Annotated in this window: 19 protein-coding genes; 5 read left to right on the top strand and 14 right to left on the bottom strand. The window is 47.3% G+C overall.

Translation table 11 applies throughout. The features are described from left to right. Nucleotides 1-314: 314 nt before the first annotated feature. The 11 genes from ONT19_RS00940 to ONT19_RS00890 form a co-directional block, all read right to left on the bottom strand. Complete coding sequence (locus ONT19_RS00940; RefSeq protein WP_264953402.1) at nucleotides 315-5,174, bottom strand: hypothetical protein; 4,860 nt, start codon at nucleotides 5,172-5,174, stop codon at nucleotides 315-317. Nucleotides 5,175-5,225: 51 nt separating this feature from the next. After that, complete coding sequence (locus ONT19_RS00935; RefSeq protein ID WP_264953401.1) at nucleotides 5,226-6,692, bottom strand: hypothetical protein; 1,467 nt, start codon at nucleotides 6,690-6,692, stop codon at nucleotides 5,226-5,228. A 34-nt stretch (nucleotides 6,693-6,726) separates the two neighbouring features. Further along, nucleotides 6,727-7,971, bottom strand: a complete 1,245-nt coding sequence (locus ONT19_RS00930) for a hypothetical protein (RefSeq protein ID WP_264953400.1) — start codon at nucleotides 7,969-7,971, stop codon at nucleotides 6,727-6,729. Nucleotides 7,972-8,210: 239 nt separating this feature from the next. Further along, the gene (locus ONT19_RS00925; RefSeq protein WP_264953399.1) at nucleotides 8,211-9,557 is read right to left on the bottom strand and encodes a hypothetical protein; all 1,347 of its coding nucleotides are present in this window, start codon (nucleotides 9,555-9,557) and stop codon (nucleotides 8,211-8,213) included. Between the two features lie 48 nt (nucleotides 9,558-9,605). Then, nucleotides 9,606-10,511 (bottom strand): hypothetical protein, encoded by a 906-nt coding sequence (locus ONT19_RS00920; protein WP_264953398.1) that lies wholly within the window; start codon nucleotides 10,509-10,511, stop codon nucleotides 9,606-9,608. A 10-nt stretch (nucleotides 10,512-10,521) separates the two neighbouring features. After that, nucleotides 10,522-11,889, bottom strand: a complete 1,368-nt coding sequence (locus ONT19_RS00915; protein WP_264964869.1) for a hypothetical protein — start codon at nucleotides 11,887-11,889, stop codon at nucleotides 10,522-10,524. Nucleotides 11,890-11,934: 45 nt separating this feature from the next. Next, nucleotides 11,935-12,468, bottom strand: a complete 534-nt coding sequence (locus ONT19_RS00910) for a DUF3575 domain-containing protein (protein WP_254971182.1) — start codon at nucleotides 12,466-12,468, stop codon at nucleotides 11,935-11,937. A 438-nt stretch (nucleotides 12,469-12,906) separates the two neighbouring features. Further along, a complete protein-coding gene (locus ONT19_RS00905; protein ID WP_118153704.1) occupies nucleotides 12,907-13,392 on the bottom strand; it encodes a hypothetical protein in 486 nt (161 codons plus the stop codon). A gap of 1,100 nt (nucleotides 13,393-14,492) precedes the next feature. Then, a complete protein-coding gene (xseB, locus tag ONT19_RS00900) occupies nucleotides 14,493-14,687 on the bottom strand; it encodes an exodeoxyribonuclease VII small subunit (protein WP_006847759.1) in 195 nt (64 codons plus the stop codon). 30 nt (nucleotides 14,688-14,717) lie between these two features. Then, a complete protein-coding gene (gene xseA, locus ONT19_RS00895) occupies nucleotides 14,718-16,019 on the bottom strand; it encodes an exodeoxyribonuclease VII large subunit (protein WP_264953396.1) in 1,302 nt (433 codons plus the stop codon). Between the two features lie 93 nt (nucleotides 16,020-16,112). Then, entirely contained in the window at nucleotides 16,113-17,567 is a 1,455-nt protein-coding gene (locus ONT19_RS00890) for a S8 family peptidase (protein ID WP_437183488.1), read from the bottom strand. A gap of 270 nt (nucleotides 17,568-17,837) precedes the next feature. On the opposite strand from ONT19_RS00890, the gene ONT19_RS00885 reads away from it, so the two are divergent. The 5 genes from ONT19_RS00885 to ONT19_RS00865 all read left to right on the top strand — a co-directional run bounded on the left by ONT19_RS00885 (nucleotide 17,838) and on the right by ONT19_RS00865 (nucleotide 22,489). Next, nucleotides 17,838-19,211: an MATE family efflux transporter gene (locus ONT19_RS00885; protein WP_264953395.1), complete on the top strand. Its 1,374-nt coding sequence runs from the start codon at nucleotides 17,838-17,840 to the stop codon at nucleotides 19,209-19,211. Between the two features lie 59 nt (nucleotides 19,212-19,270). Further along, complete coding sequence (locus ONT19_RS00880) at nucleotides 19,271-19,894, top strand: AAA family ATPase (protein WP_118081260.1); 624 nt, start codon at nucleotides 19,271-19,273, stop codon at nucleotides 19,892-19,894. Between the two features lie 68 nt (nucleotides 19,895-19,962). After that, on the top strand, nucleotides 19,963-21,144 hold the full coding sequence (gene purT / locus ONT19_RS00875) for a formate-dependent phosphoribosylglycinamide formyltransferase (protein ID WP_006847765.1): 1,182 nt from the start codon (nucleotides 19,963-19,965) through the stop codon (nucleotides 21,142-21,144). 3 nt (nucleotides 21,145-21,147) lie between these two features. Further along, nucleotides 21,148-21,558, top strand: coding sequence for a sugar 3,4-ketoisomerase (locus tag ONT19_RS00870; protein ID WP_118190040.1), 411 nt, complete (start codon nucleotides 21,148-21,150; stop codon nucleotides 21,556-21,558). Beyond that, the gene (locus ONT19_RS00865; RefSeq protein WP_234564011.1) at nucleotides 21,521-22,489 is read left to right on the top strand and encodes a GNAT family N-acetyltransferase; all 969 of its coding nucleotides are present in this window, start codon (nucleotides 21,521-21,523) and stop codon (nucleotides 22,487-22,489) included. Before ONT19_RS00870 ends, ONT19_RS00865 begins: the two co-directional genes overlap by 38 nt. A gap of 49 nt (nucleotides 22,490-22,538) precedes the next feature. Here the strand turns inward: ONT19_RS00865 and ONT19_RS00860 are convergent, their stop codons facing one another. The 3 genes from ONT19_RS00860 to ONT19_RS00850 are packed head-to-tail and all read right to left on the bottom strand — an operon-like array spanning nucleotide 22,539 to nucleotide 25,265. Beyond that, nucleotides 22,539-23,117, bottom strand: coding sequence for a LutC/YkgG family protein (locus ONT19_RS00860; protein WP_118153621.1), 579 nt, complete (start codon nucleotides 23,115-23,117; stop codon nucleotides 22,539-22,541). A gap of 40 nt (nucleotides 23,118-23,157) precedes the next feature. Further along, nucleotides 23,158-24,531 (bottom strand): lactate utilization protein B, encoded by a 1,374-nt coding sequence (locus ONT19_RS00855; protein ID WP_118063586.1) that lies wholly within the window; start codon nucleotides 24,529-24,531, stop codon nucleotides 23,158-23,160. Further along, nucleotides 24,528-25,265, bottom strand: coding sequence for a (Fe-S)-binding protein (locus ONT19_RS00850; RefSeq protein WP_118153616.1), 738 nt, complete (start codon nucleotides 25,263-25,265; stop codon nucleotides 24,528-24,530). The genes ONT19_RS00855 and ONT19_RS00850 overlap by 4 nt, the downstream gene beginning before the upstream one ends. Nucleotides 25,266-25,358: the final 93 nt, after the last annotated feature.

Raw genomic sequence — 25,358 nt, 5'->3', positions numbered from 1 at the left:
TGAGAATCATTAAAAAAATCGTATACATTGTGAAAATTAAGTATTTTCACGACTCTTGCATATGTCGAAAATAAAGAGTAATTTAGCACTCAAAATTAAATGTACTGAGTCCACTTGAAAAAGTCCTGAATCATATTTTTGTCTTTGTAACTTATTGACAATCAATGACACGTTTCGTAAAAATGACTTTTTCAAGTGGACTCAATATATGATTCTTTGAATCTTTTGATTTTCAAATAAAAATCCCTGCCAGCTTTCACAAGCTGGCAGGGATAATTATAAGTAAAAGATGTAATTCGCTATTCTGATTTCACTTAGAAAATCATCTTATAGTCCTTGCTGCTACCATCTGTCAATTCTATGTGTATGATTTGAATGCCTGTGGCTATGCTCGCCTTTAAACACCTTGAACCATTTCCCTGTACCCTGCTGATGATTCTGCCATTCAGGTCTATGACCTTGACACTCTTGAGCAGACCGCAGGCAGATTGCACGAGGACAGAAGAACCTTCCTGAACAATACTGATGCGCTGATCAGTATCGACAGATGTCACATCTGTACTTCCATAACGGCTTCTGATAACAAATCTGCCTAACGAGGTCTCGGCATCCGCAATAATGAGAGGAGAATCAAGTGAATAATCGGCACCCGAAAGCATATCATGGAGAACATATCCGCTCATATCAACACCCTGAATAGGTTTTACCTCGATACGGATGCTATCCTTTTGCGACAGATAGATTCCTAAAGATGTAGCGCCAGTCATCGGAAGGATATCGTAAGCCTGACTCTGCTGAATACCAAATACCTTCAAAGGTGACTTCACTTCACTATCCAGAAGAGTTGGAACCCATACAGAGTTCTTGAAAGAAGAACCGGCAGAAACATCATAAGCAGTTTCTGAATTCTCCATCACCAGCATAGCTGCTGATTTGCTTCGCGTCTTCAGGCTTTCCACACACACTTTCAGTCCCTTGGCTTCAGCAGGTTTACTTTCCTCAGTAGCCTTCTTGCTTCCACCAATCATTTCTGGGGTGAGCAGCAGGGTGATTTCCGTACTCGGCTTATCATTTGTGGTAACATAGAATGCCTGCATTGGGGCGATGGTGGTGGCATTGCCCGTAGAAGCGACCTTGCTTACTGTCTGCTCTTCCATATCTCCTAATTCATTCTCTACTTCCACCTTCACACTGCTCACGTTCTCATTCACCTCCAGGAACTTCTTGATATTCAGGCGGCTCATGAATGGGTTGCCCAGCACGAAGGTCTGCGTAGGAATATCCGATTTCAGCGTAATATAATACTCGCTCTGCCCCACGAACACCGTGCGGTTCTCCGTCACTTCCTTGCCTTCCGACAGATACTTATATTCCATCGTCAAGTCGCCCTCCTGCGGAGAATCCGGTTCGTAGATGAAACGGTTTATCTTATCTGCATCTTTCGTCACTGTTTCACTAGCCACTTTCTCCTGATCGTAATCCACGAAGTAACTATATTCTTTATGCGCCTTAGGCAGGCGGATACAGAACTTATTGGTAGCCGGCAGATTGCCGTTGTCTATCCACATAGAGAAGCCTTCACCCATGCCGTAAGGCTTAGCCACGGCATTGAAGTTGTGCGACCAGGTGGCCTCTTTCACGGCGAGCGTTTTATCATCCGTCAAAACCGGATTTCCCTTGCTGTCTAGCGAATAAATCTTACCCGGATGCGCAGCCGCCCAGAGGCGCTGGTAGATGCTCGGGTTGAAGCGCTGTTCCTTCCAGTTTCCTTCGTTCAGATCCTCGAAGTATTTCGCCTTCGTGGTGTCGGCAGGCATGAACATATCGCCCGTGTACATCTGCTTGAGTGGTGCACTCAGCAGATAGTAATGGTTCGGCTTCTGCTCCAGTTCTACCCATGCCTTGCGATAGTTGAGCGATGGCACGTTATCCACCGCCGAACGGGGTTCGAAGAAGATGTCCTTGCAGCAGTAGTCGGCTGGCTTCACTGGCGTGCCCAGCATTGGGAAGTTATCGGCATCCGACGAAATGATGGCGTTGGTGCAGCAGTAAGGCGAACCGTCGCTCCAGTTGTCCCACTTGTTCCATTCATTGGTAGATGCACTCGGAAGCCATCGGGTCTGTAATGGATGAACCTGATATACTACTGAAGAGAGTGGCCTCCCGCTGCCGTCGAAGAAACTGAGCTGATATTCGCCCGGCTTCTTGGTGATATAAGAATATTTTATATTGTTCTTGGTGTCTGATGTAGAATGCAGAGACACGATGCCATTATCTCCCGCATTCTTATCACCGAAGTAAAGATGATAATCTACTCCGGTCAATCCGGTAGCAGTTACGACAATCGTATCTCCTACGCATACATTGTTGACAACGATATCGTCTACACCATCTACGCACGAGTTGTTGTCCTTACAGTCAGGAATACCATCATTATCAATATCACCACGTGTCACGAGTCCGTAGAATTTCTGCACATCCAATGCGCCTACAATTTTGCCTAAAGTAAATCGCACCTCGTCATACGCTTTCTTTGGCTGAAGGAAGAGGATATTCTTATCGCCATAACCCGCTACTTTAGCGGAAATCACGTCCCAGTCGGTAAATTTATCTCCCGTAGAATTACCTTCTTTGAAGGTTTCTACCGTTAGCCAGTCTCCTACGTTTACGGCTGCCAGGAAAGTCTTGTTGTCAATGACAATTCCCAACTGATGATGATAGTCGAGTGTTCTACCCATCTTTACGGCGAATGTTTGACCAACTCCCAGACTTACCGTATTGGCAACCGCCATATAGGTATTCAAGTCATCATCCACCAGATAACCTAAGTTATCATCTACAGTAGCCACACTCACCGCTCCGCCAAATTTGGTTTCATTAGCATTGATGGTAGTATGTGAATGATTATGCGACATCACCATACTGCTACATGCAAGTGGCGAAGAACAGTAGTCGGAAGCCTCCTCGATAAAGGCATAGTAGATACGGAGTTTAGAAACGCCCAGATTGACTGCACCCGAATACCAGAGTTGGAACTCGTCCATCTGGGTTGGCTTTCCATTCTTGTCAATGGAAGGCACCTCGATGGAATATCTCACTTTCTGCACTTTCTCAGAACCTATCAGGTCGGCACTGATGGCATTGTTCTCGTCTATCAGATGGCGATATATTTCCTCGCCGTTATGATAGCATCTTATATGCAAGAACTCCAGTGCATGCAGGTTCAGCACCGTTCCCGTGGCTTCTACCACGAATCCGATGCGCTTAGGTTGAGCTCTCTTGACGGCTTCCGGCTCTGATTCACCTTCGTGTCGGCCGGTAGCATCATATATCAGACTATTCTCCTCTATTCTTTTGATACCGATGATGCCCAGGTTGTTGCCCAGGTTGAGACCGCTGATGTATTCTGCATACGAAGTATCATCCTTGTTGAGAATATTCAGAGGATTTTGGAGGTCGGAAATGGAAATCAGCGAACCTGAGGTAGCGTGCTTGTCGGTGGAGAGAGCATAGACGGCTTTTTCAGTATCGTTGATAAGCGGTTTGCCGCACAGCGTTACACCCTTTCCGAATCCGCCCACGGTGATGGTGGTCTCGTCGCTGCATCCGTCCTTAGCCGTAGCCTTGAAGGTATATTTGCCCGGCAGCATGCCGGTTACATGGCCATCGGCAGTCACCTTCACGGGAGTGGTGTTCAGGATGACGTTGCCATTCAAATCCCAGGCACCCGTCAGCTTCCATGTTACGCTTACTTTCGGATTAGAACGGAGAGTAAACGAAGTCTGCGATGGGCAGACATTGCTGTTGATGGTAGGATTGATGGGGCACCGGTGGGATACATCTGGAGCCATTCTTACGAATCCATAGTGGATGCCGATGACGCCTGCATCTACTCCGAGAACCGTAAGGAATCTGATTTCGCATCCTGAAAACGGCACCTTTGCCTTGATGCTCACCGTTCCGTCGCCAATCTGCACCAGCGAGAGGTTGAGCACCTGGGCAGAAATCGTTTCTTCCTGCACCTTGTTTCCCTTGTGGTCGAAGAGCAGCACGTTGACCCATGTTCCTGCATTGAGGCTCAGCAGGGCATCCATCTTGTATTTGAAGCCAGCCTCCATGCCAGCCTCGAATGCTTCGCCTTGCGGGTTCTTGTCGTTCTGCATCATAAACTTGGCTCCGCCCTGGTAACCTATGTTAAGAAGAGGGACGATGGTGGCGAAATTGTCCAGATTATCATCTGTCATCTTCTTTATATCGTCGTCCAGGAAAGGCAGGGGGATGCCGAGGATAATAGGGCGCCAGCCTTTCATCTCTTTGAGCGCCACCTGCTTGTCGTCTTTGAAATATTCGTTGTATTTTTTGATGCCTCCATCGGTAATGGTAAACTCCGTAGATTCGCCCACGAAGGCATATTTGATTTTCAGAATATTCGCCACTTCTGCCTGAATGCCGCCCGAGCAGTCGAGAGTGATTTCATCGAAGAGCCAGTCGCTTTCTGCCGTCAGCATGGCGCAGATGTTGTCGGAACCCGGTATCTGGAGCAGCTTCAGCGTTACTCCCGAACCATCCTGTCCTTCTCTCACCGCCTTTACGCCCTGCAGCTTGCCGTCGCGATAGAATCCGATGGAGAAAGCCTTGATTACATCGAGGCTGAGCACGCTGCTGCCCGAACCTGCTACGATGGTATAGCCTGCCACCGTGCCCTTGGAGTAGTAATTGTCCATATCTCTTACGCTCACAATCGGGTCAACGGTTACACCTGCTCTTACCACTGAGTTTACCTGTGCATAGTTGTCGAGTGAATCGTCGGTAAGGGCGCCCATATCCTTTGCCCAGCTGCCTACGCCTACCACACCAATCAATTTGTTAATGGTGCACGATTCGCCTGTAAGGGCACGGCGGTTGCGCAGCTCACGGAATGTCATGTTGTAATATTTGGGGTGATTGTTGAACTCCACAAAATGGTCTTGGTGCTTGTCGTCTGGCAGATCATCCCAGTTGTTGGTCCAGATGGGTTTCTTGCAGTTCTTGAACGAGTCTCTAACGGCAGCACTCTCGAAATAGGGACTGGTGTTGTCATCCTTGGGTTGTGCCGCCTGGATAGAGGCGGGCACAACCATCAGGAATGCCAACAAAAATGATATGAAAGTTTTGTATATAAAATGCTGTTTCATTGTCTGTTTGATTTTAAAACATAGCATAACGTCTTGATAATTCTCTTGATCTTATTCGAGCAAATGTCTGGAGTCTGTAAGTTTTCCTTGATCAGTGTATGTGAAGACATATTTATGGTTTCGTCTCAGATAGAAGAGGTTGCTGACTCCATCTACCACGATAACGCCCGTGGCTGCTTCAGAAGACATCATATCCTTTGCCTTTATCTGATAGTTGTGGGCGTGAGGATAGGCATCGAAGCCTATTCTCACGGCAAGATGGGTCTTGCCTGGCAGCACAAATGCCTTGAGCACCACTTCTTTGCCTACATCTGGGAAGGGGGCATAGGCAATGGCGGTATAGGAGCCTCCCTTTTCTGAATACTTTTTGATAGGTTCCCCACCCTGCTTAAAACCGTCGTAGCTGGTAAGAGGCATCTGGGTAAGTACGTTGTCGGCAAGTAGGCAATACCATTGCGTCTGCGCTGTAATGCTGTGATGGGCGGCATGAGTGATATGAACCTCCACTTCTGCCATGCCTCTATAGAGTGTTCCTACAAGCGGCGTAGGGGTGTTGTTCCCCAGATTTTCCTTCTGGTAATCAGCAGAAGAGATGATTGGATTTTGGGTGGCATCTCCCTTCTGGTAGAGGGTGCCATAGAAGAGCTGCGGCACCGTGATGAGCTGGCGGCTCAAGCTATCTACATGATGCAGTAAGAGAGTTTTATTTTTCAGATAGCCAAGCCAGTTGTTGGGGGTGTCGGTTTTGCCATCATCCTTGACCAGGTAACTCGTAAACGTGGCATTGAACTCCTGAAATGTAGTACCTTTTTTTAAATTGAGCATTTTCGTGGTAACCACATTGTTTTCCTCATACTGGGGATAGGGCGATTTCTCCTGGCTATCGTAAGCGAGGGCAATGATGCGGTATTCGTAGCCCCTGCTGATGCCGAAGGTGCCCTTTACCACATAGTGCTTGTGGGGCTTTCCCGAAAGATAATCGTCTTTCTTGCCGTCTTCTAACGTGGGCTTTCCATTAATCACCCTGTCGTTGGTAGGGTCGTACTCGAAGCCCTGGATATCGTTGACTGCGGCATCATAGGTTGCAGTATTTTCTCCATTGTTCTGAACTCTTCGGCGAAAAGCTATCAGCCTTACGGCATTGACGTTGTCGGTCTCAGTATATCCGTTGTCCTCGTCTATTGTGCCCGACGAGGAAGAGGATCCTGCACCAGGAGGAGCTACACGGGTGTTTCTGCCATCTTGCTTGGCATTGCCATCGCTGCCGCTTAATCCGCCCAGAGTGATGGTGAAGGGAACTGTCGTAATCTCATCTTCGTTTTCCGAAGGCTGATTCATGCCTGCATCTCCATTGCTGCCATCTGGATAGGGTGGCAGATCGGCATCGCTGCTGCATCCCGCAGCTAGTGCGAGGAGGAAGCAAACCCCTACCGCCATGCCTATCCTGATGGTGTTCATCCTGATGGCGTTCATCTTGATGGAGCTTATCTTATAGATGCTAAATCTTGATTTCTGCATATTCTATTTCCGTTTTTATGCTGTTTTGTAACGTTTATTCTGTTTCAAATTCATGTTTTTTTTCGAAGGCTGGTTCTATCTCAACCTTCACGTCGGTCATCACCGGCTCGTAATACTCCTTCAGGTCGTATGGCTGGTTCACGGTCTTGCTCTTGGCTCCCAGGCAATACAGGTGGTTTGCCTCGATAGGGAATTTGAACTTGTCGCCAGTGGTTGTAGACTTCCTGATGTTGTCGTACCGGTGGTGCGTGCCATCCGTGTAATGCAGATAGAAGGTGGTTTCGTTCTCTGCCGAGTTCTTGCTTTTCTGCATTTTTCCCTCTGGTGTAGGCATCATGAAGTTGCTTATCATGTAGCTGTTTGCCTTCCATCCTTTTTGGGAGTCTTCAGCTCGCTTGAATATGTTCTCTTTAGCATCTACGGTCCATCCGTTTGAGGGGGTGAGGTCGATGGTGCCCAACGTCTGATAAGTCAACGGTTCAGCATCTGCCGGTGCCTGCTTCTGCCTTATCAGCGTTTCGGTGGTAATGCCGGTGGCTACAACGGATAGAGAGGTGGGCGTGAAGGGAACGGTGCTCACGTCTCCTGCTGCATTCGACTCCACCTGTGCCGGGATGTTTTCTACGTAAATCATCAAACCAGCCACGTTACGGCTGGCGGTCAGCGTGCGCTGGAAGTATTTCGTCTCTTCCGTTACGAGAACGGGGGCTTCCTCTTGGGTATTCTCGTCTTGCAGAATGCCGCTAAACAGCTCTGTGGTATTGAGGATACCGAGTTTGACGCTGTTTTTTGCCTCCTCGGTGAGGGCGATTCTTGCGTCCTCCAGTTTCGTTTCTTTTTCAGTGAATTTGGGTTCTGTAAGTACTTTGTTCGTTGCGTATTTGTCATCTCTTCCTATGGCTAGAAACTGGTAGTAGTAGCCGTTCTGCAGATAGGGTACGAAGGTGTATAGATGCTGCTCGGGCATGTTCTGGTGATCGGCAGAATAGTAGGGTTCTCTATTGTTGAATGCGTCAACGGAATAGTAACCATTCTTGGCTGCTTCCGTTCCAATAGGGGTGCAATAGGTATATGCTTCTTCTGAGGTGCCCTTTTTGGCTTCGGGGCATCTGAAGACGTAGATTCTCATATCATTCACCTGCTGTGCTCCATCCCATGTATCAAGTTCTCGTGAGCCGGTAACAACACCTGCGCTTACACCCACTCTCATGCTCAACTTCACGGCATGCGAGCCGTCGGCAAGGGTATCAGGCGCATCATTGCTTGCGCTGCAGCTCATTAGGAGACTGGCTGCGAGGATTATATTTAAACTGTTTTTTATAGATTTTCTCATCATATTCGTCTATTCGATTTGAATGTTCGCCTATTCGATTTGAATGGGAATTGAGTATAAAATGAATAATAAATTAAATATTGTGATGTTGGGATAACAAGGGATGCGAGTGCCTATTGCGGGCACTGTGCATCCCTTGGATATATTTTTCTTAATACTGCCTATATTATGAGCACGTAGTAAGATTATTCATCACCCAGCTCCATCTTGTGGATAACCTCCCAATTGTCGTTCACCTTCAAGATGAGGTTCTGAGATTTGGTCAAGTCTTCTGGCTCGTCCTTACCTGGATCTGGAGTTGGTTTTGGATCTGGTTTTGGATCTGGAGTTGGATTACTTGGATCTGGAGTTGTTGTTGTACCAGTTGAAGTCTTCACACCCAAGTTGTACATGTGGTTACGAACCACGTTGAAGATAGAAGCATCTGCGTCTGTAACTCCATTTGCTGCAACCTTATTTAAATCTGATTCTGGGATAGAAACGGTCCAGTGCTTGATGATGTTGCCATCAGCATCCAAGAGCTGAAGCTCCATGGTGCTCTTACCCTCTGTGTATTTAAATGGAATGACGAAGTTGCTTCCGAATACAGAACCCTTCACAACCTGAGTCTTTACATTATCAGGGCGCTTCCAGCTGGCATCTTGAGCATTCAGCACACCATCACCGTTTTCATCAAGTTGAGGGAACCATGTCTTCAAATCGATAGAGTAGAGCACATAACCATTGTCGCCGTTAGAGAACTTATCTGTTGTAGCAAGTGCTTCACCTGTTGATCTAGAACCATTAACATAATACTTGATAGTGCTGCCAGTTGCTCCATTAGCAGTGAATGAGCTGTTGAACTTGTTGAAAGTCAACACATCATTCTTATCTCTTACTACGAGACGAAGGGTTGCGGCCGCTTTGCCATTCACACTTGCAGGAATGTTCTGGAAATAACCGAAGCTACCAGCTACCTGACGATGCAAGGTTACTGCTACGCCATTCTCCTCACCAGAAGTAAGGTTGGTGATCTTCTTGTCATCTCCGATTTTAAGATCTGCATCACCAGCGAATACTTCCTCTGCTTCTTTTTTGCCTGCCTTCAAGGTTGCAGTAATATCACTGTAAGTAAGGCCAACTGCACTTGTTGCACCCAAAGAATAGTCGTAGTCACTTTCATTGCTGTAACCTACAGCCATAACCTTGTAGTTACCTTTCTCCAGTCTATCATTACCCTTGAAAGTAAGAGTAAACTGGCGTCCATGTCCATGATTGTTATAAGTAGTACTCTTTGTCCAGTCCTGCGTTGCGTCTTTGACAATCTCCTTCGTATCTGCGTTGTAAATTACGACGCGAACATTCTGGATAGTCTGCAAAGCCTGTGAAGAATACAATGGGCGGCCTGCACGTGTTGTCAAGCCATCACCACTACTTGCTACCTGCAATACAATCTGCTGTACTGCCTCATTCTGACCCTCTGTGCTAACCACAGCGTCGTCACTGCTACATGCGCTGAACAGCAAGCAGCTTGCTGCAAGCGCAAAAAACATACTTTTTTTCATAAATTATAAATTTAAAAATTAAGTATAAATTAATTATCAATCCAATATCATGCCGTGAATTTCCTCCCAGTTGTCATTCACCTTCATATAGATGGTGAAGCGATTGCGTTTGGAATCGTACACATACCTCAGCACCGTAATCTTATTGCGCTCCATGCTTACCTTCACGTCATCAGGCGTCAACACAGATGAATTGCCGCCTTCGCCACTATTCTTATAGAAATTGACATCCACCACTGACTCATCCTTCTGGAAAGAAGGAGCCAGGAAAATAGAGGTCTTGGTCTTGGCGCCAGCTTTAATTTCCGATTCATGAAAGACGCTGGTCTCTTCAGAATATTGGAAACTTGGATTTACTATTCCATAGAGATCGCTTACTTCAGTATTCATCAGGTGATACCCCGCAGGAAGATTCTCTGTCCATATAACCAGTTTTCCCTTGGTGCGCTCCATCTCGCTGGTATAGCAATAATGGTTTTCATCATAGACGAGGGTATCGCAAACCTGATAAACATCATCGCCCTGACTGTGCTCCGGATGCAGTAACAGCTCGTTTTTATCCAGATTGAGTTCGCCTTGCGTCTTCATACCTCCCCATACCGTAAAGACGTATTTTCCGAAAGGCATATCGGGGTCAAAGCTTACGGGATAAGTTAATCCATCACCCTCTACTCCGAAACCTTTTTCTTCTACGATAACCTGCTGAGTGCCATCGTCGTTGAGTCGGCTCAGACGATAGGAAAGAGACGGAACAAATGATCTAAACGACTGATTCTCATCCCGTTTCTCGTCAGGAACAGTCTGATCAACATTGAAATAATTCTTGTCTTTCACCTCGATGTTGATACGCAGAGGAGGACATTGGTCCAGATCTTCACGAACGCACGAGGTGAATGACATAGCCAGTGCCATACCATATATGATAACTTTTAATCTTGTCATACGCTGTAATTTATTCTGTGAGTGCCTTCTGGCTGACCAGAGTCTCTTCTACCTTCTGGCGGTTCAATATCTCTTCAGCCACATTCACCTTGCCTTCTTTCTCGAGTAGGATGGCAAGATTGTTGGCTGCAATCTTCGACATAGGGTAATATTTCAAAGTCGTCTCATATACCTGCTTCTGCTTTTCTGCGCTCTCTGCAATCTGTGCCACATGCAGGAACTCATCTTCGCTGAAGGCATCTGGGCGGAGCTCGTACATCTGCAGCATTTCTTCATCGGTGGTGAAGTTCTTGATGATGTAGGTGTAGGTGTATTCCACGCTACGGCTCTTCTGCAGATACTTCTTCTTGATGTTGTTCCAGATAGGCAGGCGGCGGATATAGCGCTCCTGCACATCATCGTTGAAGTTGGCATATCGGGTCAGGATGTTCTTCACCATCGTGCTGTCGGCATCGCCGGCGGCCACCATCGCATCCAATACTGGCTGCCATCCTTCAGGGCGTGAACCGATACGGGCTATCTTCTTCACCTTGTCGCCATTCTCTATGTGCGCAAGCAGCCACTTCAGGGCTGAGTTGGCACGGTTGCGGGAAAGTGGGGTGTTAAACTTCAGCGGGCCGTCGGCTGACGCCAGACCATAAATGCTCACAGAAGTGAGGGTAGCGAGGCTGTCGCTGAGCACTGGAGCTATATCGCTCAGCATGTGGTCGAGCTCAGCCTGGTTGTTGCTCATCTTGAGATTGATATCATATTTATTGATAACAAACTCAAGTCGTGCCACGCCCTTTCCTTCTCTTATCTTCGGCTTGATCTCGAAGGTATGCTTCATCCAGTTGAGGTGCAGTTGCTTCTTGATTTCCGGACGGAACACATCGGCTATCTTGGTATGGCTGATGGCACGGCATTCGCCGCATCCGTCGGCAGAAGCCACTGCCACGAGGCTTCCCTTATGGAAGTTGGCAGGCAGGGTGATGGTGTCGTTATATAACACGGATAAATCTACTTTCGTGTTCGTAACTCTCTGTGCAATAGAATCGTATGGGTCAGCAATGCTGTCGAGTACCCATTTACGTTCCATCTTCCTGCTGTAGATTGGCGCATCCAGCACTATAGGCTTGTATTTAGCCACGATGCTGTCGCTGTCTGTCAATACGGGTATTACGAAGAGACGGCTTCTCTTCGAGAAATAATGCTTCGGGATATGAACCTGAAGGTTGAGTGCAGCCTGATTGCTGCTATCTGGCAGGAGCATAAAGGAATCGGGAGTACATGTAATCTTTTTGTCGCTTGCCATGCTCTGGTTGCTGCATGAAGACATAGCCGTCAGAAGAGCCAAGCCTACACCAGCTATAGCCAGATATGCTATTTTGAGTTTCATTCTATCATCCATAATGTTCTTTGTGATTAAATGATGCACTTTTTTTTAAAAGATATAGACTAATGATAGTGCAGCCTTGGTAGGACCGATATAGTTCTCGTTCTTCTTTTCCTGGCACTTGATGCAGGGCAAGTTAGGGCTTTGCTTGTACCAGAGGTGGGCGTATCCCACACCGATGGCTGCCTCAAGGTTCCAGTGAGGGGATAAAATCCAGTCGTAACCGTATGTTACGCCTCCGCCAGCCAAGTAGCCATCGTAGAGCTTGCTGCCAAAACCTCCGTAGAATTGAGCACCATGCAGGTGGATACCAACAAAATGTCCTTCGTACTTTTCGCACAGCCAGTATTTCATTTCTGGCTGCACCAAGAGAAGGTGCATCTTCTTGTCTTCCCTGAATGTCCAGGGGTTGTATGCAACATCTGCTTCCAGGGTTACCTGGTTGCTGATTGCCTTTTCTACGCCCATATTGAGTGTGGTTGTCGCCCAGTAGAGTCCGTTCGTCTTCAGGGCGAAATCTTGTGAGTAACCTACTGTCTTAATTCCCAAAATAAAAAACAGCAAAACTGCTATCCTTTTCATTTATCACTTACTATTTAACTATTTGTCCTGAATATTACTGTTGCTTTGTTGTTAACCAATATAAACCTATTATGACTTATTAAATGGTCCTCAACATTATGTCAACTAATCCCCTTGTATATTACTTGGAGACTGATTTCTGGTTGCAAAAGTATATAATTCATGTAGATTCTGCAAATCACCCCCCCATTTAAACATGTTTTAACATAAATAAATGTATTTTTAGCTAAATGACAGTTAAATTGAGGTGACGAGTGGATAAGGGACGGATGTTATCACAGAAGCAGTAGGTAGTGAACCTACTTATCAGATGGCGGTAGAGGAAGTGGCTTTTAATTATTAATAAGTTACAAAGGAAAAAAGCACCCCCTTCCAGCCAGTTTTCACCAGCAGGAAGGCGGCGCCTTAATGGTTCTGATTCAATCTAAAAAAGTGAAATCAGTATTTTCCTATCTCATCCTGGGCTTTCTTCAAAGCGCGGATTCTTTCCTCCTTCTCTACTCGCTTCTTCACTTCCTTCTCTATCATGTCCTCTAAGATCTGGTCGAGAGGACGGGAGAAAGGATGCCAACCGTAATCGGCGTTCTCCTTCGTGTGACAGAACAACACCGTGCCAATACCCATCCATACCTTCAGGCGAACCTCCTCGCTAGCATAATGGGTGAAAATCCAATTGGTAAAACGAACAAACTCGGAGAGCAACATATGCTCGCCCTTGTTCAAATGAGTAAAGAAACTGCGAGTCAGATGAAACGCTTTCTTGATGTCACTCTTCTTCAACACCCAGGCACGCATGCCTTCGGTCAACTCATGATAAGTCGCCTTCTCTGAATAAATGTGCTTGGCAGACTTCACTAACCGGTTTGACAACTTGTCGAAACGCTGCTCAGCAGTCTTCGACGAAATCTCAGCCGCGAGCTTCAACTTCTCATCGGCAGAAAGAAGGAATTTCTTTTTTCCATTCCTAAAACTTTTAAATTAAATTAACAATTAAATTATTTATTTTTACCACAATGTGGTAATTTTCGATTTCTCTATCGCCCTTTTGTCGTATCTTTGCTGACAGTTACCGATTGGTGAACAGCGGGGTGAACACTTGCCCCAAGCATTCACCTTTTCGGCTCAGGGGTGAACCCTAGTAAAAAGAACTTTGTATATACAGCGCATGCTAGAAATATAAGAGTTTCTATTATAATGGGTTATATAGTGTTTTTAACACATTATTAACGCTAAAGGTTGGCATTGGGGTTCACCCTTCACCGACTTCATCGCTAAGTGTTCACCCACACTCTTTCTTAGAGAACGTTGGAAACGACTGAATAGTATATAACAACAACAATTTTAAAACGAAATGGAAAAAGATCCTAACAACAACATGTATGAGGCTGCCACGATGCTCTCGTACTTACCTTGTATCAAATCGATACCGCCCCCGACCTGCCCTTCTAGGGGTGGGTAGGGTAAGTAAGGGGAGGGTACTTTCTAAGAGTTTCCTTATGTAAAGGTTCGTTTACTATAGGAAAGATATAGCATATATAGACTCCCAGAAAAATCGATTTCCTACTCACCCTAGTTACCCCTGGCGTAAACAAGATAGTTACGACCGCTAAGTATCATGGTTACGATGGCTAAGTATCATGGTTACGGATAGTATTTAAGTCGCACACGGATCTCACGGATTTATTTTTTCGTTGCAAGCAACGGGTATTCTCATTTGGTCTTAATGGAAAAACTCCAAAGGAGTCGAAATCGGTGAGCATCGGTGAGCAACAGTGAGCATCGGTGAGTTGGGAAAATGAAATGTTGTATCTTTGCAATGTGATTCAGAAAGAGAAGTCTCACACGGATCTCACAGATCTCACGGATCTTCTTCGTTGCAAGCAACGGTACTCACTAAGACTCACAGCCAAAACTCCGAAGGAGCCGAAATCCGTGAGATCCGTGTGCAAAACTAAACATTAACCCTTTAAAATCCATAGAATCCAATGAAGAATCAAAGAAAAATCGGCCCGCCACTCAGAAAATCAATCCTCGCTGAGGAGTTTCTTGATTTCCTCATCGGTCTTGGTGAGTTTGTCTTTACAGAGTTTCACCAAGGTTTTGGCACGTTTCAACTGCTCGGAGAGCTGATCAATATCGAGTTCATCATTCTCCATTCTTTCTACGATTTCTTCAAGCTCTCTTACGGCTTGTTCGTATTTCATTTCTTCTTTTTCCATATTTTTATTTTGTTTTGGGGTAACAGAGTTTTATTCAACTTTTGCCTTCACGCTGCCCTCAGCCAACCTCGTTTCGATGATGTCGCCAGACTTCAGTTCTGAGGCAGAGCGGATGCTTTTGCCATCTTTCAGCGTGATGCTGTAGCCACGTTTCAGCAACAATTCGGGGTCTTGTGCCTGGATGCGCTGGGAAAGAAGCTGCAGACGATGACTCTCGTTGAGCATCTTCCTTTCCAATATCGGCTGAATATTCTGAGAAAGAATCTCGAAATGGCGCTGGGCTTCCGATAGTTTCGACTGGACATTTGTGCTTAAACGGCTCATCAAGCGGTCGAGATAGGCTCCCTGCTTCGTCTTCACCAGCGAAAACTGAACAGGAATCGAGTTGCTCAATCTGTCGAGCCTCATCTTCTCCACCTGCAGACGGTGCTTCACATTCTGCACGATAGCCTCTTGCGCATTCACCACACGGGCATAAACCTCAGTAAGATGATTAACGAGGAAGGCGGCAGCGGCTGTCGGTGTCTTTACACGTTGGAAAGAAATCATATCCAGCACACTCTCGTCCCTTTCATGTCCTATTCCCGTGATGATAGGCAGCGGGAAGTTTGCCACATTCTCGGCAAGCGCCAGGGTGTCGAAACCCGAGAGATCGCTCGTAGCGCCACCGCCTCGGATGATGACTACGCAATCAAACTGTTCCCATTCGGCATTGATACTGTCGAGGGCAGCAATCACGCTCTGCTCTACCCCCTCGCCCTGCATCGTAGCCGGAAAGAGGCGGGTTTGAAACTGCAGACCATAATCGTTATCGGCAAGCTGGTTGCAGAAATCACCATAACCTGCTGCCGTTGCACTGGAAATGACGGCGATGCGCTGGCAGAACATCGGGAGCGCCAACTCCTTCTGCAGTTCGAATACGCCCTCAGCTTTCAGCGTATTGATGATTTCCAGCCGCTTGCGCGCCATATCGCCCATCGTATAGTTAGGGTCAATATCATCTACTATCCAGGAAAAGCCATAGTTCTCATGAAACTGCGCGTGTACCTTGAGCAGCACTTTCATTCCGGCATGAATGCGCTGTCCGGTGATGCGCTCGAAATTCGGTTTGATGAACATCCATCGGTTTCGCCAGCAGGAGGCATGCGCCTTGGCAATGGGCGTATTAGACCGTTCATCCTTCTCGATGAGTTCCAGATAGCAGTGCCCGCCGTAGCCCTCGCGAGCCTCGGAGAGTTCCGCTTCCACCCAATAGCTGTCGGGCAAGGACATCGAAATGACCTCACGGACCATCGAGTTCAATTCAAAAAGGGACAATCGAAGTCGTTCCATGCTGTTTACTGTTTAAAATTTACAGTTTATAGTTGAAAGTTTATAGCTAGCAGAGCAAGTTTGCCCTATTAACTATAAACTATCAACTATTAACTACTTAATCGCTTTCCCCGTCTGATAAGCCTTCCAGAAATCAGGCACACCATATCCGAATACATTATCGGGATGATGCTGATTATTACCAGCCAATCTCACGAGTTTCATAATCTGCTTAGCCGTCTTCTGAGGCAAAGCCTGCCAGAGACACGCTACCATTCCGGCGATGAGCGGAGAAGAGAAAGACGTTCCGTTATCATTGATGATATTTCCACGGCCCGTAATCACACAGGTAGGACTTCCGTAAGCCATCACATCAGGCTTGATTCTGCCGTCAGCAGTAGGTCCCACGGCACTGAAAGCCGCATTCTCGCCCATTTCGTTTACGCTGCCCACGGTAAGGATATTGCGTGCATCGGCAGGGAAATTGATTTTCTTCCAACTTCCCATTCCGTCGTTTCCTGCAGAATTGACACAGATGATTCCCTTGTCAGCACACATCGAAGCGGTGCGGGAGATGAGGGTAGAATTACCGTCCTGCTCATAATAATGATGGTTGGTAGACGCATCATCGAAGCCATGATAGCCTAACGAAGAGTTGATGACATCCACGCCACAACTGTCAGCATATTCAGCGGCAAAAGCCCAGTAATCCTCTTCTGCCAGACTCTCTGTGCGCTCATCTTCACAGCGCACCAGCAGATATTGAGCCTCAGGCGCCACTCCCACGAATCTTTCGGGTTCATTGGCAGCCATCGTAGAAAGCACCATCGTTCCATGCTCCATCTCGGCGAAAACATTCTTGGATTGAGGAAGCACAAAGTCCTTAACGCCCGCCAATCTGATATTATGCAGCGCCGGAATCTTATCCACATTCATGAATCCGCCGTCGAAGACAGCAATCATCATTCCTTTGCCCAAATGTCCGGTTTCATGCAGCCGCTTGCCGTTGAGCGACTGGATCTGCGCATCGGCAGCACCATATTCGCCTATTCCACCAGTCCAATCGTTCAATCCCCTGCGAACGCTACTTCTGATGCGCTGACTGACAGAATCGGGAGCAGAGAAGACCTTCATTTTCCGTGTGATGAAATCCAGATCATCCAGTTTCCGTAGTTCCTTCTCCTTATGAATGCGGACCAGCAGGGTATTGTTCCACTTGCTCTTGCCCACAATCTCGATGCCTGCCTCGCTTACAGCCTGCTCATAAGCAGGAGCCACAGGCAAATCGGTAACGTCGATGGGCAGATTCTGTCTCTTTCTGCGCTCTATGGAACGGGGAGAGAGAAAATCTGCAGGGCGACTTACCGAGAAGGGAGTGTGACTGAGGTCTTTGTCTCTGAGATAAAGACGATACATCATACACTTGCCTCCCGGATACGACACCATATCGGTTTCGGCGATGCGGGGCAACCGCATCAGTTGCTCAAAATTGCTAACCCTGTCTTCGCGAGCAAACAAAGAGAGAGCAGTCATTAAGAATGCATAAAGCATCAAAAATTTTTTCATCATTATATCGGTAGTCCGGTTTGTTATTGTTGTTGCTGCAATATTTCTGTATTGCATTTATTAATCAGTTGAATTGTTTATTCTGAAGTGCAAAAGTACAGAAATTGTACGAAAACACCAAAGGAAAAGGGAAGTTTTTATCATGAAATGCAAGTTTTTCTCATATATATAATAAGGTATCAGATATTTTTTGTACTTTTGCAGACAAGTAGCCGCTGCAATTGCATTCTGAAAGAAGCTGGGCGAGCGGCTATGAGGAAAAAACAGATATAAATGGAAAATAAACAAGCGACATTAGAATTAGGTACGAAGCCGGTGGGCAAGCTGCTCGTTCAGTATGCCCTGCCAGCGATGATTGCGATGACCGCCGCCTCACTCTACAACATCGTTGACCGAGTATTCATCGGTCAGGGTGTGGGAGCCATGGCCATCTCAGGTCTCGCCATCACCTTCCCCTTCATGAACCTCACCGCTGCCTTCGGAGCCGGTGTGGGCGTAGGAGCGTCTACTGCCATCAGCGTGAAGTTGGGACAAAAAGACTATGCCACAGCGCAAAACATTCTGGGTAACACGATTTCTCTGAATCTCATCATCGGTATCGGATTGAGCATCATCTGTCTGCTCTTCCTCGACCCTATCCTGAGATTCTTCGGAGCCAGCGACCAGACGCTCATCTATGCCCATGAGTATATGGTCATCATCCTGCTGGGCAATGTGGTGAGCCACATGTATTTCGGTATGAATGCCCTGCTCCGAGTAGCGAGCAAGCCTAAGCAGGCGATGTACGCCACCATCTTCACGGTGGTGATGAACGTGATACTGGATGCCCTCTTCATCCTCGTTTTCAAATGGGGAATACAGGGTGCCGCCATCGCCACCATCCTTTCGCAACTGATGGCGCTGATGTGGCAAATCAAGCTCTTCAGCAACAAGAATGAGCTGCTCCACTTCAAGAAAGGCATCTACAGACTGAAGAGGAAACTCGTGGATAATATCCTTGCCATCGGCATTTCGCCTTTCCTGATGAACGTGTGCGCTTGCATCATCGTCATCTTCATCAACAACCAGCTGGTGCGTTTCGGAGGCGACCTCTCCGTGGGTGCCTACGGAATAGCCAATGGTATTGCAATGGTGTTCGTGATGTTCGTATTCGGCGTAAACCAGGGAATGCAGCCTATCGCCGGCTACAATTACGGAGCACAGAAACTGGACCGACTGATTCGCGTACTGAACCTGAGCATCATTGCCGCCACCGCCATCATGGTAACGGGCTGGCTGATAGCGATGTTCCTGCCTTACTACTGCGCACGACTGTTTACAACCGATATGCAACTGATAGACTTGGGTATTAAGGCGATCAGAGTGGTGATGTTCTGCTTCCCGGTCATCGGATTCCAGATGGTTATCACCAACTTCTTCCAGTGCATCGGAAAGGTGAAGATCAGTATCTTCCTCTCCTTGTCGAGACAGTTGCTCATCCTCCTGCCGCTCCTGGCTTTCCTGCCGATGATATGGGACATTGATGGTGTATGGTACAGTATGCCTATCTCTGATTTCTCTGCAGCAGTCATCGCCGGAGTCGTCATGGTATGGTACATGAACAAACTGAAAAGACAACACCAAGAACAGCTAAAAGTTAATAGTTAATAGCAGCTTCGCCGTTTAGCAAGATTGCCCTATAAACTATAAATTATAAACTATAAATTATGAATAAGATTATCATAAACGTGGGTCGCCAGATAGGTAGCGGCGGCCATATCATCGCCGAGAAGCTGGCGGAGGATTTCGGTTGCAAATGTTACGACCGTGAGCTGCTGAATCTTGCCGCCAAGGAGAGCGGATTCTCGGAGAAATTCTTCGAGCAGAACGATGAGCAGAAGGGATTCTTCAAGTCTCTCTTCCATACCCATCTGCCCTTCCTGAGCGATAACAATTTCTATCACAACGACTTCTCGCAGGAAGGTCTGTACAAGTTCCAGAGCGACGCCATCAGAAAGGCTGCCGATGAGGGCAACTGCGTGTTTGTGGGCAGAACCGCCGACTATGTGCTGCGTGATTACAAGAACGTGATCAACATCTTCATCACCGCCAACATCGACGACCGCATCAAGGCAGTATGCAAGCGAAAGAACATCGACAGAGCCTCCGCCCGCAAGTTCATCGAAAGCCATGAGGAGCAGCGCGCCTCTTACTACGATTACTATACAGGCAAGAAGTGGGGACACAGCGAGAGCTACGACCTCTGCATCAACAGCAGCCATCTGGGAATCGAAGAAACAGAGAAGTTTATCGCAGAATTTATCAGAAAGAAGTTCGGACTTAGTGATTAATTATTAGTGATTAATTAGTAGTGATTAGTGATTAATTTTAGGGACATAAAACATTAAACATCATATAAATGAAGAAGATTATGCTTTTGGGCTCAGGCGAACTGGGCAAAGAATTTACCATCGCCGCAAAGCGAGCAGGACAGTACGTCATCGCTTGCGACAAGTATGACAATGCACCAGCCATGCAGGTAGCCGACGAGCGAGAAGTGTTCTCGATGCTCGATGGCGACGCATTGACCGCAGTGGTAGAGAAACATCACCCAGACATCATCGTGCCTGAGATTGAAGCTATCCGCACCGAGCGACTCTTCGACTTCGAGAAGGAGGGCATCCAGGTTGTGCCTTCTGCCCGTGCCGTGAACTACACCATGAACCGCCGTGCCATCCGCGACTTGGCTGCCAAGGAACTGGGTCTGCGCACAGCCAAGTATTTCTATGCCAAGACCTTCGAGGAGTTTAAGAACGCTGCCGATGAAATCGGATTCCCATGCGTAGTGAAACCTCTGATGAGTTCAAGCGGACATGGTCAGAGCTATGTTCACAACGATGATGAACTGAAGGAGGCTTACAAGGAGGCAATGGAAGAAGGTCGTGGCGACGTGAAGGAAGTAATCATCGAGGAATTTATCGACTTCGATTCTGAGTTCACCCTGCTCACCGTCACCCAGAAAGACGGTCCTACCCTCTTCTGTCCACCTATCGGCCACGTACAGAAGGGCGGCGACTACCGCGAGAGTTGGCAGCCATTCCAGATTCCAGAGGAGGCTTTGAAGAAGGCTGAGCACATTGCCGGCGAAGTAACCAAGGCATTGACTGGTGCCGGTCTCTGGGGCGTAGAGTTCTTCCTGAGCAAGCAGGGCGAAGTCATCTTCTCAGAGTTGAGTCCTCGTCCACACGATACAGGTATGGTAACCCTCGGTCACACCACCAACCTGAGCGAGTTTGAGCTCCACTTCCGTGCCGTGATGGGCTTACCTATCGCCGGAATCCATCTGGAGCACATCGGCTGTTCTGCCGTCATCCTCTCGCCAGAGGAAAGCACCGAGCCATTAAACTACAATATGCTCGATGCCCTGAAGGAAGACCACACCCGCATCCGTATCTTCGGCAAGCCAGAGGCTCACGTGGGCCGCCGCATGGGCGTCGTACTCTGCTACGGCGAAAAGGGCGATGACCTCAACCAGCTTCGCGACAAGGCAAAGCGTCTGGCAAAGACTGTATTGGGAACCGACCCATACATGAAGAAATAAGACATGAAAGAATTAGGAAGAATTATCACATTACCCAAGATATTCGACCCAAGAGGCAACCTGACAGTGGCAGAGGGAGAAACGCATATTCCCTTTGCCATTGCCCGTACCTACTGGACCTATGATGTTCCGGGCGGAGAAAGTCGCGGTGGCCATGCTCACAAGGAATGCCAGGAATTCATCATAGCAGCCAGCGGTTCCTTTTCGGTAACACTGGATAATGGAGAACAGAAGAAGACCTATCATCTCAACCACCCTTGGGAGGGACTGTTCGTGGATGTCAATATCTGGCGAACACTGGATGATTTCTCTTCCGGCTCATTGTGTCTGGTTCTGGCTTCCCAAAAGTTTAAGGAAGAAGACTACATACGCGAATATGACGAATACCTCAGATATGCAAGACATCATGTTTGAAATCATCAAATACACCCCCGAATATCGCCAGCAATGGGATGAGTATGTGGCAAAAGCCCGAAACGCTACGTTTCTCTTTTACCGCAACTATATGGATTACCATTCCGATAGGTTCAAGGACTATTCTCTCCTATTCTTCAAGAAGGGAAAGCTTCATTCCATCCTGCCAGCCCATCAGGTAGGCAAGACCCTCTGCTCACATTTCGGACTCACCTATGGCGGACTGATCATGAACATCCACGTCACGATTTCAGATGTCTGCCAACTCTTTGAGGAATTGAATGTCTATCTGCGCCTTCAGGGTTTCGAGAAGGTACAGTATCGTCCTATTCCCTGGATCTATCATCTCCATCCTTCAGAAGAAGATCTCTACGCCATCTTCTGGAAATGCAAGGCCTATCTTTCGCTCCGCAATATCGGCACAACCATCTTCATGCAGCAGAAATTGCGCTGGCGGAAAGACCACTTGCGCCGTCTGAAGAAGGCTCATCAGAATGGAGTGACCGTAGTGAGAGATGCAAGCCTGTCGGAATTCTGGGAGGTATTGAATGAGAACCTGGAAAAGCGATTTGGTGCCAAACCGGTACACACGCTTCAGGAAATGGAACTTCTGAAAAGCCGATTCCCCGAGAATATCATCCAATACAATGCTTATCGCAACGGGCACATTATAGGAGGCCTCACCTTTTATATTACCCAGCAAGTGGTACACGGACAATATAGTTCTACCAACGATGAGGGAAAGGAATTCGGAGCCATGGAGGCTATCTACGAACAGATTATGTATCATGATTACCCCGATTATCCCTATCTGGACTTCGGCAGTTCTACGGAACAGCAGGGAGCCTGGATCAACGAAGGCCTCATCGCCCACAAGGAAGGTTATGGAGGAAGAGGCGTGGTTTACGACACCTATGAATGGACAGTATAAAGAGAAATCCCGAAGTTCACAAGATAGTGAACTTCGGGATTTCTGCCTTTTACAAGAGTATAACTGTCACACCACGAGCAGCTTGCGCACCCATAACCAGAGCCTGCTCAATATCGGCAGTCTTGGAAGGACCACTGATGAAAATACCGAAATTGTACTTCGGATCCATCTCAATACGGGCATAAGCCTCATGCATATTGTTCACAATCTTCTCTTTTTCGAGGAATATCACAAGGTATTCCGAGATGAAAAGCACCGCTTTCTCCTTCATGGTCTGAGGAATCCAGATGCAGCCATTCTCGGCAACACCCACTTCACCACGAACAATACCCACATCAGTACCATTCAGATCATTAGCCTCAGCCACCGTATCAGGATTCTTCTGGGCAATCGTGATTTCTGGCAGATGAGAAGCAAAGACCTTGGCTTCCGGATAAGCCTTCTTCACCAGTTCATCCAGACTCTCACCCTCCTTAGCTTCTATCACATGGCCACCTACCGATTCCGTCATCTCAATAAATTGCTTCAAGGTATCCTCATACTGAATACCCTTCACATCTACGGCAGGCATATCGAATTGAACATGCGTATTCTTACGCAACTTGTTCAGGAAATCTTCTTTCTTCATTGAACTTTGAAATTTGAACTTTGAACTTTATGATGACCCACTACTTCACCTTTCCTTCTTTCCAAAGCTGATGGAAACTCTTCTTTGCAAACTCAGGCATGGCGTGACCGATGCCCCAGGCATTCCAATTGCTGAAGTGCGTACAGCATTCAGGAACCAGATTGACAAGCGGAGCAAACTTCAGGGCAGTGGTGTAGAGCGCAGGACGATCGAAGAGATACTTCATACCATTCGACATCGCCTTCTTCACAGGATCAGCCTTACCCAACTTCTCCAGACTCTGGCGCCAGACATAAATCTGAGAACCCGGTCCTACCTTGGAAGGACAGACATTATCGCATGACAAGCACAAAGTACATGCCGAAACATTATCGCTGTACTTCTGAGGATTCTTCAGCATACCCAGATTCACACCGATAGGACCCGGAATAAAATAGGTGTAACTGTAACCGCCTGAACGACGATAAACCGGACAGGTATTCATGCAGGCTCCGCAACGCATGCATTTCAAAGTCTGCCAGTGGTCCTTATCGGCGAGAATATCGCTTCTGCCGTTATCCACCAATACCACATGCATCTCGGCACCCGGACGAGCCTGGCGGAAATGAGAAGTGAAGGCGGTGGTAGGCTGACCGGTTCCGCAGCGGCAAAGCAGGCGCTGGAACACAGCCAATGACTTATAATCAGGAACCAGTTTCTCAATACCCATCGCTACGATGTGGAGCTTAGGCATGGAAGTGGTCATATCCGCATTACCCTCGTTGGTGCAAACCACGCAATCGCCGGTAGCAGCCACACCGAAGTTACAGCCAGTCATACCTGCTCCTGCTTCCATAAACTGGTCGCGGAGATGATGACGGGCACAGCGGGTCAGGTAAGTAGGATCATAGTTGCCGATTTCCTTGGAGATACCCTTCTCCTCGAACATCTTACCTACCTCCTCACGCTTCAGGTGGATGGCAGGCATCACGATATGACTAGGCTTCTGATGCAAGAGCTGGATGATGCGCTCACCCAGGTCGGTCTCCACCACGTCAATGCCGTGCTGCTCCAGATAAGGATTCATCTCGCACTCCTCGGTGAGCATCGACTTCGACTTCACCATCTTCTTCACGTTATGATCTTTCAGAATACCGAGCACAATCTCATTGAATTCCTGTGCATCCTTTGCCCAGTGAACCTTTACCCCGCGGCTCTCCAGATTCTTGGAAAACATATCGAGGTAATCGGCGAGATGGGTAATCGTATGCATCTTGATTTCAGACGCATGCTCGCGGAGGTCTTCCCACTCAGGAAGTTCCTGCGCCATCTTATCTCTCTTCTGACGAACAGACCAGAAGGTAGCGTCGTGCCAGGTGGTCTTCTCTACGTTCTGCGTAAACTTCGCAGCTCTCTTGGAATGTTCTGTACTCATAGTCCTGCAGCTAATATTTGAACAACATGAATAAACTTGATCGGCATATTCTCTTTCTTGGCGATTCCAGCCATGTGCATCAGACAGGAAGAATCCGGTCCGGTAACAAACTCAGCGCCTGTAGCCATGTGGCGCTTGATCTTATCTTCGCCCATACGGGTAGAAACGGCAGGTTCCTCAATAGAGAACATACCGCCAAATCCGCAACACTCATCCTTGCGCTCCGGTTCGTGGATGGTAATGCCTTCCACCATATTTAATAAGTCAATGATTTTGTTGAAAGGCTTGATGTGGCGCTCAGAAGGAGATGACAATCCCAGTTCGCGCACACCGTGACAACTGTTGTGTACACTCACCACATGCGGGAACTTGCCCGGCACATGATCCACCTTCAGCACATCGTGAAGGAACTCCACAACATCCATGATTTTCTTTGAGGAAATACACTCGTGCTTACCCTCAAGGATTTTAGGATAATACACCTTTACGTAAGCGGCACATGAGGCAGAAGGAGCTACGATATAATCGTAATCCTTGAACAGTTCATCAAACGTCTCTATGACCTTCTCCGACTTGTACTGAAAACCGGCATTAGCCATTGGCTGGCCGCAGCAAGTCTGTTTTTCGGGATAACCCACGTCTAGTCCGTAATGCTTAAGCAACTTGTATGTAGCCACACCCGCTTCAGGGTAAAGGGCATCCACATAACAAGGGACGAATAATCCGACTTTCATTGTTGTTATATTTATCTTGTTTGCTATTTTTTATTCTTTTTCTACATGACTAAAAGCCGCTGCAAAAGTAACAAAATAATTGCAAAAATACGA

Source organism: Segatella copri (assembly GCF_026015625.1).
Classification (GTDB): Bacteria; Bacteroidota; Bacteroidia; order Bacteroidales; family Bacteroidaceae; genus Prevotella; species Prevotella copri_H.
The sequence above is the reverse complement of the archived record's forward strand: the minus strand, read 5'-3'. Positions and strand labels throughout refer to the sequence as shown.